The sequence below is a fragment of the Sphingobium sp. D43FB genome, from assembly GCF_002312805.1.
GTDB lineage: Bacteria > Pseudomonadota > Alphaproteobacteria > Sphingomonadales > Sphingomonadaceae > Sphingobium.
In genome coordinates, this window is the sequence record NZ_NMUA01000003.1 from 146,311 (window position 1) to 160,230 (window position 13,920).

General features: G+C 60.6%; 14 protein-coding genes. 13 read left to right on the forward strand and 1 reads right to left on the reverse strand.

The window, feature by feature from the left end:
* The first annotated feature begins 58 nt into the window (after window positions 1-58).
* From SxD43FB_RS04260 to SxD43FB_RS04285, 6 genes are all read left to right on the forward strand, one after another.
* The gene (locus SxD43FB_RS04260) at window positions 59-943 is read left to right on the forward strand and encodes a F0F1 ATP synthase subunit gamma (protein ID WP_096061118.1); all 885 of its coding nucleotides are present in this window, start codon (window positions 59-61) and stop codon (window positions 941-943) included.
* A gap of 24 nt (window positions 944-967) precedes the next feature.
* A complete protein-coding gene (gene atpD, locus SxD43FB_RS04265; protein ID WP_037477467.1) occupies window positions 968-2,413 on the forward strand; it encodes a F0F1 ATP synthase subunit beta in 1,446 nt (481 codons plus the stop codon).
* A 178-nt stretch (window positions 2,414-2,591) separates the two neighbouring features.
* Window positions 2,592-2,846, forward strand: coding sequence for an ATP synthase F1 subunit epsilon (locus tag SxD43FB_RS04270; RefSeq protein ID WP_037477469.1), 255 nt, complete (start codon window positions 2,592-2,594; stop codon window positions 2,844-2,846).
* A 208-nt stretch (window positions 2,847-3,054) separates the two neighbouring features.
* Window positions 3,055-4,578 carry a CpaF family protein gene (locus SxD43FB_RS04275; protein WP_069066061.1) on the forward strand — a complete coding sequence of 508 codons (1,524 nt, stop codon included), beginning with the start codon at window positions 3,055-3,057 and terminating at the stop codon, window positions 4,576-4,578.
* 95 nt (window positions 4,579-4,673) lie between these two features.
* Complete coding sequence (locus SxD43FB_RS04280) at window positions 4,674-5,486, forward strand: class I SAM-dependent methyltransferase (protein WP_096061119.1); 813 nt, start codon at window positions 4,674-4,676, stop codon at window positions 5,484-5,486.
* A gap of 88 nt (window positions 5,487-5,574) precedes the next feature.
* A complete protein-coding gene (locus SxD43FB_RS04285; protein WP_255245598.1) occupies window positions 5,575-6,459 on the forward strand; it encodes a DMT family transporter in 885 nt (294 codons plus the stop codon).
* Here the strand turns inward: SxD43FB_RS04285 and SxD43FB_RS04290 are convergent.
* A complete protein-coding gene (locus tag SxD43FB_RS04290) occupies window positions 6,431-6,862 on the reverse strand; it encodes an OsmC family protein (protein WP_096061121.1) in 432 nt (143 codons plus the stop codon). The two genes, SxD43FB_RS04285 and SxD43FB_RS04290, sit on opposite strands and share 29 nt — an antisense overlap.
* Window positions 6,863-6,949: 87 nt before the next feature.
* Here SxD43FB_RS04290 and SxD43FB_RS04295 point away from each other — a divergent pair, with 87 nt between their 5' ends.
* The 7 genes from SxD43FB_RS04295 to SxD43FB_RS04325 all read left to right on the forward strand — a co-directional run bounded on the left by SxD43FB_RS04295 (window position 6,950) and on the right by SxD43FB_RS04325 (window position 13,917).
* Window positions 6,950-7,315 carry a PRC-barrel domain-containing protein gene (locus tag SxD43FB_RS04295; RefSeq protein WP_096061122.1) on the forward strand — a complete coding sequence of 122 codons (366 nt, stop codon included), beginning with the start codon at window positions 6,950-6,952 and terminating at the stop codon, window positions 7,313-7,315.
* Window positions 7,316-7,490: 175 nt separating this feature from the next.
* Window positions 7,491-7,679, forward strand: coding sequence for a YezD family protein (locus SxD43FB_RS04300; RefSeq protein WP_096061123.1), 189 nt, complete (start codon window positions 7,491-7,493; stop codon window positions 7,677-7,679).
* Window positions 7,680-7,839: 160 nt separating this feature from the next.
* A complete protein-coding gene (locus SxD43FB_RS04305) occupies window positions 7,840-8,538 on the forward strand; it encodes a sialate O-acetylesterase (RefSeq protein ID WP_096061124.1) in 699 nt (232 codons plus the stop codon).
* A 93-nt stretch (window positions 8,539-8,631) separates the two neighbouring features.
* Window positions 8,632-9,408, forward strand: coding sequence for a hypothetical protein (locus SxD43FB_RS04310; protein WP_176482669.1), 777 nt, complete (start codon window positions 8,632-8,634; stop codon window positions 9,406-9,408).
* 308 nt (window positions 9,409-9,716) lie between these two features.
* Window positions 9,717-12,179, forward strand: a complete 2,463-nt coding sequence (locus tag SxD43FB_RS04315; RefSeq protein ID WP_096061126.1) for a TonB-dependent receptor — start codon at window positions 9,717-9,719, stop codon at window positions 12,177-12,179.
* An 88-nt stretch (window positions 12,180-12,267) separates the two neighbouring features.
* Window positions 12,268-13,140 carry a 3-methyl-2-oxobutanoate hydroxymethyltransferase gene (gene panB, locus SxD43FB_RS04320; RefSeq protein WP_037477487.1) on the forward strand — a complete coding sequence of 291 codons (873 nt, stop codon included), beginning with the start codon at window positions 12,268-12,270 and terminating at the stop codon, window positions 13,138-13,140.
* Window positions 13,141-13,218: 78 nt separating this feature from the next.
* A complete protein-coding gene (locus tag SxD43FB_RS04325) occupies window positions 13,219-13,917 on the forward strand; it encodes a tetratricopeptide repeat protein (RefSeq protein WP_096061127.1) in 699 nt (232 codons plus the stop codon).
* The last annotated feature ends 3 nt before the right edge of the window (window positions 13,918-13,920 follow it).

The window sequence follows — 13,920 nt, forward strand, 5'->3', positions numbered from 1 at the left end:
GCAAGCCGCCAAGTTTCACTTGCCTCCCCCTCAAGGGGTAGGGAAACACGGGATTGAGATGGCTAGCCTCAAAGAACTGAAGATCCGGATCGGGTCGGTCAAATCGACCCAGAAGATCACCAAGGCGAAGCAGATGGTCGCCGCCGCGAAGCTGCGCAAGGCGCAGGCCGCAGCGGAGGCCGCGCGTCCCTATAGCAGCCGTCTGGAAGCCGTAGTCGCCAGCCTCGCCTCGAAAATTACGGGCGGTTCGGGCGAAGGCGCGTCGCCGCTGCTGGCGGGCACTGGCAAGGACGAAGTGCATCTGCTGGTCGTCGCCAACTCCGACCGTGGCCTCGCGGGCGCGTTCAACGCGAACATCGTCAAGGCCGCACGGGTCAAGGCGGATGCGCTGATCGAGCAGGGCAAGACGGTGAAATTCTACCTGATCGGCCGCAAGGGTCGTCCGGTGATCAATCGCCTCTACCCCGGTGCGATCGTCGCCCAGTTCGATACCACCGGCGCCAAGCAGCCCGGTTACGATCAGGCGCAGGCTATCGCGAACGAGCTGACCACCATGTATCTGGACGGCAAGTTCGACATGGCGCACCTTTTCTATTCGCGCTTCAAGTCGGCCCTGTCGCAGATCCCGACCGAGCAGCAGATCATCCCCGTTAAGATCCCGGCCGATGCCGATCGCAACGCCATCGGCGCGACGGTGGAATATGAGCCGAGCGAGGAAGCGATCCTGGACGACCTGCTGCCGCGCAACATCGCGATCCAGCTGTTCAAGGCGCTGCTGGAAAACAACGCGTCCGAACAGGGCGCGTCGATGAATGCGATGGACAATGCCACGCGCAACGCCGGCGACCTGATCAACAAGCTGACCATCCAGTATAACCGCAGCCGCCAGGCCGCGATCACCACTGAGCTGGTCGAAATCATCTCGGGCGCGGAAGCCCTCTAAGTACACGCACGCAAGGAAGCAGTCATGGCAACCACCAACAATGTAGGCCGCATTTCGCAGGTCATCGGCGCCGTCGTCGACGTGACCTTCCCCGATGCGCTCCCGTTCATTCTCTCGGCGCTGGAAACCAGCAATAACGGCCAGCGGCTGGTGCTCGAAGTCGCCCAGCATCTGGGCGAGAACACCGTTCGCACCATCGCGATGGACTCGACCGAGGGTCTGACCCGCGGCCAGGAAGTCACCGACACCGGCGCGCAGATCAGCGTTCCCGTCGGTCCGGCGACGCTCGGCCGTATCCTCAACGTCGTTGGCGAACCGATCGACGAACGCGGCCCGGTGCAGACCGAGATGCGCTCGCCCATCCATGCCAAGGCCCCCGATTTCGTGGACCAGTCGACCGAAAGCTCGATCCTGGTCACCGGCATCAAGGTCATCGACCTTCTCGCCCCTTATGCCAAGGGCGGCAAGATCGGCCTGTTCGGCGGCGCGGGCGTGGGCAAGACGGTTCTCATTCAGGAACTGATCAACAACATCGCCAAGGGCCATGGTGGCACGTCGGTCTTCGCAGGCGTGGGTGAGCGGACCCGTGAGGGCAACGATCTCTACCATGAATTCCTCGACGCAGGCGTCATCGCCAAGGATGCCGATGGCAATGCGATCAGCGAAGGCTCCAAGGTTGCGCTGGTCTATGGCCAGATGAACGAGCCTCCAGGCGCGCGTGCCCGCGTCGCCCTGTCGGGCCTGACCATCGCCGAATATTTCCGCGATGTCGAAAATCAGGACGTGCTGTTCTTCGTCGACAATATCTTCCGCTTCACCCAGGCGGGCGCGGAAGTGTCTGCTCTGCTCGGCCGTATTCCTTCGGCCGTGGGCTATCAGCCGACGCTGGCGACCGACATGGGCCAGTTGCAGGAGCGCATCACCTCGACCAACAAGGGCTCGATCACCTCGATCCAGGCCGTGTACGTTCCTGCGGACGATCTTACCGATCCGGCGCCGGCCACCTCGTTCGCGCATCTTGATGCGACCACGAACCTCAACCGCGCGATTTCGGAACTGGGCATCTATCCGGCGGTCGATCCGCTCGATTCGACCAGCCGCATGCTGACCGCCCGTACCGTGGGCCAGGAACATTATGACACCGCCCGCGCGGTCCAGTCGATCCTGCAGAAGTATAAGTCGCTGCAGGACATCATCGCCATTCTGGGCATGGACGAGCTGTCCGAAGAGGATAAGCTGACCGTCGCCCGCGCGCGCAAGATCCAGAAGTTCCTGTCGCAGCCCTTCCACGTCGCCGAAGTCTTCACCGGCATCAGCGGCAAGTTCGTGCAGATCGAAGACACGGTGAAGTCGTTCAAGGCCGTGGTCGATGGCGAATATGACCATCTGCCCGAAAACGCCTTCTACATGGTCGGCGGCATCGACGAAGCCGTCGAGAAGGCCAAGAAGCTGGCTGCCGAAGCGGCGTAAGCAGAATCTATCTAGCCCTCTCCCGCCTTCGCGAGAGAGGGTTGGGTGAGGGTCTTTCTCTCTTTCTGGCAATGAGCGGAACGACAGAAAGACCCTCACCGACTTTGACTAGGCAGCAAGCTGCCAAGTCTTCGTAGCCTCTCCCGCTAAGGCGGGAGAGGGCAAGAGGATCGAAAACATGGCACTGCATTTTGAACTCGTGACCCCCGAAAAGCTCGTTCGCGCGGCGGACGTGTGGCAGGTCGTAGTGCCGGGCACCGATGGCGACTTTGGCGTGCTGGAGGGCCATGCGCCTTTCATGTCGACCGTGCGCGATGGCAGCATCCAGATCTATGCGTCGGCAGGGGCCACGCCGGAGATTATTCCGGTCCAGGGCGGCTTTGCCGAGGTCAATGAAAAGGGCCTGACGGTGCTGGCCGAAAAGGCCGGTTGATCCGTCAGCGAGAGAGCGGCGGGCATTGGCCCAACCGCATGAGGAGGGGTGCTGTTGGCGCCCCTTTTTATTGTAGCCCTATGTCCGCCACCAAGGGGCGGGCACTGATTGGCCAATGCGCCATTAGCCATTTGTCAAAGTTTCCAATCTATTCACCTTATCCGACACCATCAGGCCGGCGACGGTCGCGAATTGCTGGCGGAGATATATGAGCGCCTTTGGACGGAAAAATGGACCTGCCGCGATCAAGCCCGGCTTTGGCGTCGCCCGACCGATGCACGGCGGCAGCGCGAAGGAGGAGCCGCGCGGCGGCGACCAGTTCCCACCGCTCGACATAGCGTCGCTGCCGGGCGAGAGTTTCGACCCGCTGTCGGCCCCGACCAGCCAGATGCAGCGCAACGCCGATGCGATGATGCGCCTGTCCGACCGCGCCAATGCCGAACATCTGCCCGACGCGGGGCCACAAGGGTTCGAGGCCAGCGTCCACAAGATCAAGGAGCAGGTGCTGCCCCGCCTGCTGGAACGGGTCGATCCCGAAGCCGCGGCTACGCTGACCAAAGATGAGCTGGCGGAGGAATTCCGTCCGATCATCCTGGAGGTGCTGGCCGAACTCAAGCTCACCCTCAACCGGCGCGAACAGTTCGCGCTGGAAAAAGTGCTGGTCGATGAATTGCTGGGCCTTGGCCCGCTCGAAGAATTGCTGAACGACCCGGACATCACCGACATCATGGTGAACGGGCCGGACCAGACCTATATCGAAAAGAAGGGCAAGCTGGTCATCGCCCCGATCAAGTTCCGCGATGAGGAGCATTTGTTCCAGATCGCGCAGCGGATCGTCAACAAGGTCGGCCGCCGCGTCGATCAGACCACGCCGCTGGCCGACGCCCGCCTGCCCGATGGCAGTCGCGTCAACGTGATCGTCCCGCCGTTAAGCCTCAAGGGCACGGCGATCTCCATCCGTAAATTTTCCGCCAAGCCGATCACGCTCGACATGCTGGCCAATTGGGGTGCGATGAGCCCCAAAATGGCGACCGCGCTCAAGATTGCGGGTGCCTGCCGGTTCAACATCGTCATTTCGGGCGGCACCGGTTCGGGCAAGACGACGATGCTCAACGCGCTGTCGAAAATGATCGATCCGGGCGAGCGCGTGCTGACGATCGAGGATGCCGCGGAATTGCGCCTGCAACAGCCGCACTGGCTGCCGCTCGAAACCCGCCCGGCCAATCTGGAAGGCAATGGCGCCATCACCATCGGCGATCTCGTCAAGAACGCCCTGCGTATGCGGCCGGACCGTATCATCCTGGGCGAAATTCGTGGCGCGGAATGTTTCGACCTGCTGGCAGCGATGAATACGGGCCATGACGGCTCCATGTGTACGCTGCACGCCAACAGCCCGCGCGAATGCCTGGGCCGTATGGAAAATATGATCCTGATGGGCGACATCAAAATCCCCAAGGAAGCGATTTCCAAGCAGATTGCCGATTCGGTCGACCTGATCATCCAGGTGAAGCGCCTGCGCGACGGGTCGCGCCGCATCACCAACGTCACCGAAGTCATCGGTATGGAGGGCGATGTCATCGTCACCCAGGAATTGTTCAAGTTCGAATATCATGACGAGGATGACAGCGGGAAGATCGTCGGCGAATATCGGTCGATGGGCCTGCGTCCCTATACGCTCGACAAGGCGCGGATGTTCGGCTTCGACCAGCCGTTTCTGGAAGCCTGTCTGTAAGTTATGATGATCGGGAGGGGTTTTCCCTTCCATTCCCCTTGCGCTTGGCACGGGCGGACGGCACATCAGCCTCTCCCTATAAGAGAGGATCCCCGATGAACCGTCTCGCCCGTACCGCACTTGTTGCAACCGCCCTTTGCCTTCCCCTCCTGCCGCTGGCTGCCCAGCATGCCGATCATGCCGCGCATCAGGCGACCGACCCGATCGCGGCCGCTGTCGCCGCGGCCAGCCGTACCCCGGCCAATGTCGCGCGCGACCAATATCGCCATCCGGCCGAGACACTGGCCTTCTTCGGCGTCACCCCGACCCAGACGGTGGTGGAATATAGCCCCAGTGGTGGCTGGTATTCCGAAATTCTCGCGCCGCTGCTGCGCGACAAGGGGCGCTTCTATGCGCTCCAGCCCAGCGGCCGCTATCTCGACGGCTACAAGACGTTCCTGGCCGCCAAGCCGACCGTCTATGACAAGGTGACGCTGGTCGCCCATCCCGATGCAGCCGGCACGATCCCGGCGGGCAGCGTGGATACGGTGCTGACCTTCCGCAACGTCCATAACATGGTGATGGCGGGCAGCGAAGGGGCGACCTTCAAGGCCTTCTTCGCGATGCTCAAGCCCGGCGGCACGCTGGGCGTGGTCGATCACCGCCTGCCCGAAGATCGTGACAGCGCGCTGGAAAAGAGCAGCGGGTATCTCAAAGTCTCGACCATCAGGCGGATTGCGCAGGAGGCAGGCTTTGAATTTGTCGAGGCTTCGGAAGTCAATGCCAACCCCAAGGATACGGCTGACTGGGCCAAGGGCGTATGGACATTGCCGCCCGGCCTCAGCCAGAAAGAGGTCGATCGCGACAAATATCTCGCCATTGGCGAAAGCGACCGGATGACGCTCAAATTCCGCAAGCCTGCGGCATAAGCCTTTCCTGACCAAGCCCGGTTGCGTCAACGCGCGACCGGGCTAAGGCGGGGGCGTGACCCTTGCCGCCCGCCCCCATCGCCCGCTCCTGGCCATCGGCCTGCGCCTGACCGCTGTGATCTGCCTGTCGGCGATGTTCGTGACGGTGCGGATCGTCGATCAGCGCGGCGTGCATATCGTCGAATCGCTCTTCTACCGGCAGGCGCTTGCCCTGCCCTTCGTCATTGCCTGGCTATCCTTGTCCGGTGGGCTGGGCGCGGTGCGAACGCAGCGGATCGGCGTGCATGCCAGCCGCATGCTGCTGGGCATGACCGGCATGCTGCTCAATTTCCTGTCCTATATCCTGCTGTTGCCCGCCGAGGCGGCGACGATCGGCTTCACCATGCCGATTTTCGGCACCATCCTGTCGGCGCTGATCCTGCGCGAAGCGACGGGCGTGCATCGTTGGAGTGCGGTGCTGATCGGCTTTGTCGGCGTGCTGGTGATGATCCGGCCCGAAGCCGGGCATTTCCCGATGCAGGGTGTCGCGGTCGCAATCGTAGCCGCGATCGTGACCGCCAGCGTCAGCCTGGTACTGCGGGCACTGGGCCGGACGGAAAATGCTGGCGTGGTGGTGTTCTGGTTCACGACGCTGTCGATGATACCTTTGGGCATCGCCATGCCCTTTTTTGCGCAGAGCCATGATCCGCTGACATGGGGATTGCTGCTGCTGATCGGCTGTGTCGGCGGGATCGCGCAGCTTTGTCTCACCGCCTCGTTGCGGTGGGGGCCGGTGTCGGTGGTGCTGCCGATGGATTATAGTGCGATCATCTGGACCACCCTGCTGGGCGTGGCGATCGGCGAGGATTGGCCCATGATCACGACCTGGATCGGCGCAAGCCTGATCATCGCGAGCGGGCTTTACATTGCCTGGCGCGAACATCGTCGCGCCAGGCAATCGGTCGTCAGTTCAGCAGTTCGGCATCCAGACTGATATCCGCCTTCAACAATTTCGAGATCGGGCAATTCGCCTTGGCCTTGCCCGCCAGTTCCTGGAACGTCGCATCGTCGGTGCCGGGGATGGTCGCCTTGAGCGTCAAGTGGCTGGCCGTCACGGCAAAACCGTCATCCTGCTTTTCCAGCGTCACGACGGCATTGGTTTCCATCTTGTCCGCCGTCAGCCCGGCCTCGCCCAAAATCAGCGACAGCGCCATGGTGAAGCAGGAAGCGTGGGCGGCCGCGATCAGTTCTTCGGGGTTGCTGCCCGGCACACCTTCAAAGCGCGTGGCAAAGCCATAGGGATAGGCGTCGAGCGCCCCGCTCTGGGTGGAGATGCTGCCCTTGCCGTCCTTGAGGCCGCCACTCCAGGTGGCCGAACCGTTGCGATTGATCTTCATCTTGTCACTCCTCTTGTGTCAGCCATGGAACCCCAGCCCACCCGCATGGTTGCATTTATATAGCGACATTATGTGAGGAGAGTGACGATGGCCGAACTGGCTATGCACAATCGCGGCGACCTGATCGCATCGGACCGGGTCGAGGGTACGACGGTCTTCAACAAACAAGGCGAGAAACTCGGCAAGATTTCCAATTTCATGGTCGACAAGAAGAGCGGGCAGGTACGCTATGCCGTCCTGTCGTTCGGCGGCTTTCTGGGCATGGGGGAGGATCATTATCCCCTGCCATGGTCGATGCTCGACTATGATGTCGCGCAGGGCGGCTATGTCGTGGAACTAGACAAGGCCGTGCTGGACGATGCCCCTCGCTATGCCGATGAACAACGGCCCGAATATGACGATGGCTATGGCCGCAACGTCTATCAATATTACGGGCTGATCTATCCCTGGTAGGTCCGGAGCATTCGATGTCCTTCGGGAGGCGCATGACCAGCCGGTCATGTGCCTCTTTTCCTATCTGGCGTCGCCAATCGCTAAGCCGAAAGGCGAGAAGCTCTGATTGTCGGCCTGCTATTTTTCATATTTTGTCTACTCATAAAGTTGAGATAAGAAGGGGCAGGAGGTACAGATGACCGACCAACGACCGTTCGATTTGCACCATGGCCGCGCCGACACGCCGCGCATCGACATCGCCGCCAGCATCGAAAAAGTGCGCGATGTTTTGCAGGAGCTGCGCTTCGGCTCGATCACGCTGACCGTGCATGACGCCCGCGTGGTACAGATCGACGTGACGAAAAAGACCCGCCTCACCGCCTGAAACGGAATGGGACCGTAGGATAGCCAAACAGGTCAGCATCTTCACTGTTGGCCATTCCGATGCACATCTCCTGCGAAATTCGGTTTAACTCGCCCATGCCCCACAGTAGGCTGGCTGGATGCAAATCCATTCCGCTCGTCAATGAAAACCCCTGACCGCTATGGCAACTGAGCTTGAAAAGCTGTGGATTGCGCTGCTCATCGGCCAATCCAATATGTCGGGGCGGGGGATCGTAGAACCACAGGACATCGCCGAGATACCCGGCGCCTATAAACTTAATTCGGGAGGATGTTGGGTTCCAGCGACCGACCCATTAAATAGCGATCAAACAAAGCCGATTGGCGTCGGGCCAGGAAGAGAGTTTGCACGCACAGTCCTCAACGCTGTTCCCGCAATTGAAGTCGGCCTAGTTGCTGCCGCCGTTGGTGGTACAACCTTGAATCAGTGGAAACCGGGCGGACGCTTTTATGCACGGGCGATGCGGATGCTGGGGCACGCAAAAAAATCTGGTTCCCTGCGCGTTATTCTCTGGCATTTGGGCGAAACTGACGCAAGCGGGACAGTCGAAGCAGCGCATAGCTATGCAGAACGCTGGGTCAAGATCATGCAACGTCTCAGACAGGATTCTGGAGCAGACGATATTCCCATCATAGTAGGCAAGCTTGGCGGTTTTATCGATCGAGATCATATCAGAGTTATCAATGAGCAGATTGATCTTTTACCCAAGCTTATTGACCATGTTTCTGTTGTTTCCGTGGCTGGTTTGAAAGACGGCGGTGATACGCTCCATTTCGATGCTTCGAGCCAGCGAGAGCTTGGACGCCGTTATGCCCACGCTTTTTTGCAGTTCGCACGATGACCACTAAATTTTCCGCATTGATGGCTTTGATGAGAACCTTCGTATAGCCCCTTAAGGGATAGGCAACGGCGAGAAATTACAGATATGCACCACATGATCGATCATGCTTTGAAGCGAGCTAAGCATCTAGGCCCTTCTGTCGAACTGGATGTCGGAAATTGTTGGGACATAGAAAATCCTGAACTTCCAAATTCCCTGAAGATCAATCGTTCGGGCGGAGGAAGTTTATTTGGGTGCGCCGACATCAATCCTTTACTGCCACCAGGCAAGTCCGCAACGATGAACATAAAGGGCAGTGGCTGCAGCATATTTATTGGTGAAAATTTTAAAACACGCTTTAGTCATTTTATTGTCGAAGGCACGGATTCGACCATCATAATCGGACCAAATTGCAGGCTATTGGATGTAACGATCAAGGTCGTTGGCTCTGGCGCGATCGTCATTATCGGAGGTGGCACGACCTGGGAAGGTGGAGCTATGCTCAACAATGCCAACGATGGGACCAGTAAAACTATCATTGTTGGAAATGATTGCATGCTGTCCAGTGATGTAAACCTTCGTACTGCCGATGGCCATTCCATGTGGCAGGCAGGAGGGCAGGAGCGCATAGATAAATCCGGCGACATAGTCATCGGCAATCATGTCTGGCTTGGGAACGGGTCCAGAGTTGCGCGCGGAAGTCGGATTGGCAATGGTGCGGTCCTGGGTCAGCGGTCCTTTCTTAGTGCGACGATGGAACCGTTCACGGCCTATGCCGGTGTTCCTGCGCGCAAAGTTCGGGATAGGGTCGAATGGTCTCGAACCACATCTTATGATGACATTCCGGAGCGTTATCGCTGGAAAGAGATGGACGATTGCGAGAACTGCTAAGCATCCGTCGTTCCCATAACGCGGGAGTTCCCCGTTCAACGATTGCCTATGCCGGGGATAGCAAAGTGGCGGATGACGCCGTCACATCAGTTGCGAGAAAAAGGAAGAAGCAGAAACTCTCTCCTCCCAATTTTTAATTTATTGTCTACTTATAAACTTGAGATAAAATGCTGACGGCCAGCGTCATTCAGTGGCGCGGAACATCGTCCAAATTACGGGCTTGAAGCCCGACCTATCGGCCATGACCGGACCACCGGAATCGCCGCGATCACACATCCACCGGACATCCGGACATAAAGGGGATATTTATGATTGCGCGTTTCCTGTTGCTCGCCAGCGTGGCGAGCGCTTCCATCATCGTGCCTGCCGCTCATGCGCAGACGCCAGCCCCGGACGCGGCGCCGGACCAGACCGACGCTGAGGCGCAGCGGGTGCGCGGAGATGTAATCGTGGTCACTGCGCGGCGCCGTCAGGAAACGGCGCAGGAAGTGCCACTCGCCATCTCGGTGATCCGCGGCGACAGCATCGAATCCACCGGCAATTTCAACATCGTCAAGCTGCAGCAGCTTGCGCCCACGTTGCAGGTCTATACCACCAACCCGCGCAACACGTCGGTCAACATTCGTGGCCTCGGCGTACCGTTCGGCCTGACCAGCGACGGGTTCGAACAGGGCGTGGGCATCTATGTCGACGATGTCTATAATTCGCGCGTCGCCGCTGCGACGTTCGATTTTCTGGACGTCGCCCAGGTCGAAGTCCTACGCGGGCCGCAGGGCACGCTCTATGGCAAGAACACCACCGCCGGCGCGATCAACATCACCACCAACCAGCCGACCTTCGATTTCGAGGGCCGGGCCGAACTGACCGTCGGCAATCTCAATTACAAGCAGGCCAAGGCCGCAATATCCGGCCCGCTGACCGACACGATCGCCGCCCGCATCGCGATCGCATCGACCAGTCGGCGCGGCACCCTTTTCAACACGACGTCGGATCGCTGGATCAACGAGCAGGACAATCTGGGTATTCGTGGCCAATTGCTGTTCAAACCGAACGAAGACCTCAGCATCACATTGTCGGGCGATTACAGCAAGCAAGACCCGGAAGGCTTTGGCACCGCCTTCGTGCGCGTCGGTCGCACCCAGCGCGCGCTCAACCGGCAATATGACGCGCTGGTCGCGGCGATCAATGCCGCCAATCCGGGCCGCAACTACACGCCCAGTCGCAATGTCTATGATCGCCTCACCGATCTCGATTCCAGCCTGAACGCTGGCAACAAGATTGGTGGCGTATCGCTGAAGGTGAATTGGGATCTGGGCGCAGGCAAATTCACCTCCGTCACCGCCTGGCGGTTCTGGGACTGGAAGCCGGAAAATGATCGCGACTTTACCGGCCTTTCGATCGTGTCCCGATCGCAAAACCCCTCGCAGCAGGACCAGTATAGCCAGGAATTTCGCTACAGCCAGGAAGACGACCGGATCGATTTCGTCGTCGGCCTGTTCGGCTTCAAGCAACGGATCGACACCCAGGGCACAGAGCAACAGGGTGCCGACGCCAGCCGGTGGAGCCTGACCGGTGCGCTGGCGAACGATCCCAGCGTGCTGCAAGGCCTGACCGCCAACAACACGCAATATCTCAAGAGCGACAGCGCAGCGTTGTTCGGCCAGCTTAGCTGGAAGGTGACCGACGCCCTGACCGTTCAACCCGGCGCGCGTATCAATTATGACAAGAAGTCGGGCTTCTACGAGCGCGTGGTGACCAACGGACAGGGCCAGCTCATCAGCTGCTCCCCGACCCCGGCCGCCGGATCAGTGCTGGCCGCGCAATGCGGCGTCTACCAGCCGCAGGTCAGCGCGCCATCGGACAGCGCCTGGAACTTCACCTACGACTTCAACGTGAACTATAAGTTCGCGCGCGATGTCCTCGCCTATGCGACCTATGCCAAGAGCTTCAAGACGCTGGGCATCAACCAGAATGGCTTGCCGCTCAACGCCGACAATAGCGTGAATTATGATGCGGGCACGGTGAAGCCCGAATCGGTCAATCATTATGAAATCGGCCTGAAGACCCAATTGTGGGATCGCCGGGCGACCTTCAACCTCTCCGCCTTCCGCACCGACATCAGGAATTTCCAGGCGACGGTGAATGGCGGCCAGTTCGGCACGGTGCGCGGCTATCTCGCCAACGCTGGCAAGGTCCGGTCGCAGGGCATCGAAGCCGACTTCAAGATCACGCCAAGCGACCGCTTCAGCGCCTATGCGAACGGTGCCTATACGGATGCGAAGTATAAGAGATTCACCAACGCACCCTGCCCGCCTGAACTGTCGGGCGGCACGCTTCAGCCCGCCAGTGCAACGCCCGATTATTCGCAAGCCGGTGTCCCCGGCGCTCTGAGCCCCCGCCAGTGCGATATTTCGGGGCAGGCACTGCCCGGCGTATCCAAATGGGCCTTCTCCTATGGCGCGGAAGTCAATGCGCCGGTCACTTTGCTGACGAAGGAGGGGCAGGTCTATCTTGGCGTCGATGGCAATTATCGGTCGCGATGGAATTCCAACGCCTCGCCTTCGGTCTACACCGAAGTGAAGGGCTATGCGCTCACCAACGTCCGCGCGGGGCTCCGGGGCGAGGGCTTCGATGTCTTCGGCTGGGTCCGCAACGCCTTCGACGTCAACTATATCGAAACATTGCAGGTCGCGCCGGGCAATACCGGCCTGATCGCGGGGCAACCGGGCGATCCGCAGACCTGGGGCGGCACGATCAAATTCTCCTTCTGACAGCTCACCCCGGAGGAGCGGCGCGACCATGCCGCTCCTCCACCCCTGGCTGTTTGCGCGGCGCGCTGCGCTGGGGTAGAGCGCACCCATGTCCACGACCTTCACGATCGACACGGCCACTAGCCGCGCCACGCCCACCCCGGCCCCCATGAAGCGGCTGACCGTGCCCGCCATCCAGCGGCGCAAGTTCGAGGGCAAGACGACCGAGCCGCTGGTGATGCTGACCGCTTATACCGCGCGGCAGGCACAATTGCTCGATCCGCACTGCGACATGCTGCTTGTCGGCGATTCGCTGGGGCAGGTGATTTACGGCCTGCCATCGACCCTGGCCGTCACGCTCGACATGATGTGCGCTCATGGCGCGGCAGTCGTGCGGGGCAGCTATCATAGCGTCGTGATCATCGACATGCCCTTTGGCAGCTATGAAGCCTCCCCGCAGCAGGCCTTTGCCAGCGCCAGCCGCATCATGGCGGAAACCGGCGCTGCGGCGGTCAAGCTGGAGGGCGGGCAGGCCATGGCGGAAACGATCAGCTTCCTTGGCCAGCGCGGTATCCCGGTGATGGCGCATATCGGCTTGACGCCGCAGGCCGTCAATGCGCTGGGCGGCTATGGCGCGCGGGGCAAGAGCCAGCAGGAACATGCCAAGATCATGGCCGACGCGCGCGCCGTCGCCGACGCCGGTGCCTTCGCCATGGTGCTGGAGGGGGTGATGGAGGAACTGGCCGTCGCCATCACCGACAGCGTCGATGTGCCGGTGATCGGCATTGGCGCATCCGCCCATTGCGACGGGCAGGTGTTGGTGACGGAGGATATGCTGGGCATGTTCGAGCGCGTCCCCCGGTTCGTAAAGCGATTCGACAATATCGCCCAAAGCATCGACGGCGCCGCCCAGCGTTACGCCGCCGATGTGCGCAGCCGCGCCTTCCCCACCGAAGAACAGGTCTATCGCCCGAAAAAGTGATTTGCCTGTGGCATAAGCGCCGCTATTGGTCGCGCCTTCTGCCCTTACATATTTCTGATCCATGTCCCGGAGAATGCAGTGGCCCTGACGCCGCAAAATAGTGAAGCCTTCATGCGTGAAGTCGACGAAGCCGTCCGGCAGGACCAGCTCACGTCCTTCTGGCAGCGCTATGGCCGTGTGCTTCTGGTCGTGCTGGTGCTCGGCCTCGCGGCTTTTGGCGGCTGGCTCTATTGGCAGCAGCATCAGCAAAGCCAGTCGCAGGCGGTATCTGAACAGATGGACGCCGTGCTGACGACGGCCGCTGGTGGCGGAACGCCCGACGCCAAGCAACTCGACACGCTGACCAAGGCCGATCAGCCCGGCTACCGCGCCTCGGCGCAGTTGCTCAAGGCCGGCGTCGCCGCGCGCAAGGGCGACAACAAGAGCGCGATCGCCCTCTATGCCGCCATGGCCGCCGACACCGGGCTGGACCAGCCCTATCGCGACCTCGCGCTGATCCGCCAGACCGCATTGGAATTTGAGACGCTCAAGCCCCAGCAAGTGGTCGATCGCCTCAAGCCGCTCGCGGTCGAGGGCGCGCCCTGGTTCGGCAGCGCGGGCGAACTGGTCGCCATCGCCTATGCCAAGATGGGCAAGACGGACCTTGCCGGGCCGATGTTCGCCGCGCTTGCCAAGGACAGCAACGTGCCGCAGTCGATCCGTTCACGCGCGCGTCAGATGGCAGGCGTCATGGGGATCGACGCGGTAGAGATACCGGCCGAGCCGACGGAAGGGTAACGA

What these genes read in the sequence shown, in the direction of transcription:
- SxD43FB_RS04260 (WP_096061118.1), top strand. Translation starts at nt 59, where the DNA reads ATGGCTAGCCTCAAAGAACTGAAGATCCGGATCGGGTCGGTCAAATCG.
- atpD (WP_037477467.1), top strand. Translation starts at nt 968, where the DNA reads ATGGCAACCACCAACAATGTAGGCCGCATTTCGCAGGTCATCGGCGCC.
- SxD43FB_RS04270 (WP_037477469.1), top strand. Translation starts at nt 2,592, where the DNA reads ATGGCACTGCATTTTGAACTCGTGACCCCCGAAAAGCTCGTTCGCGCG.
- SxD43FB_RS04275 (WP_069066061.1), top strand. Translation starts at nt 3,055, where the DNA reads ATGAGCGCCTTTGGACGGAAAAATGGACCTGCCGCGATCAAGCCCGGC.
- SxD43FB_RS04280 (WP_096061119.1), top strand. Translation starts at nt 4,674, where the DNA reads ATGAACCGTCTCGCCCGTACCGCACTTGTTGCAACCGCCCTTTGCCTT.
- SxD43FB_RS04290 (WP_096061121.1), bottom strand. Translation starts at nt 6,862, where the DNA reads ATGAAGATCAATCGCAACGGTTCGGCCACCTGGAGTGGCGGCCTCAAG.
- SxD43FB_RS04295 (WP_096061122.1), top strand. Translation starts at nt 6,950, where the DNA reads ATGGCCGAACTGGCTATGCACAATCGCGGCGACCTGATCGCATCGGAC.
- SxD43FB_RS04300 (WP_096061123.1), top strand. Translation starts at nt 7,491, where the DNA reads ATGACCGACCAACGACCGTTCGATTTGCACCATGGCCGCGCCGACACG.
- SxD43FB_RS04305 (WP_096061124.1), top strand. Translation starts at nt 7,840, where the DNA reads ATGGCAACTGAGCTTGAAAAGCTGTGGATTGCGCTGCTCATCGGCCAA.
- SxD43FB_RS04310 (WP_176482669.1), top strand. Translation starts at nt 8,632, where the DNA reads ATGATCGATCATGCTTTGAAGCGAGCTAAGCATCTAGGCCCTTCTGTC.
- SxD43FB_RS04315 (WP_096061126.1), top strand. Translation starts at nt 9,717, where the DNA reads ATGATTGCGCGTTTCCTGTTGCTCGCCAGCGTGGCGAGCGCTTCCATC.
- panB (WP_037477487.1), top strand. Translation starts at nt 12,268, where the DNA reads ATGTCCACGACCTTCACGATCGACACGGCCACTAGCCGCGCCACGCCC.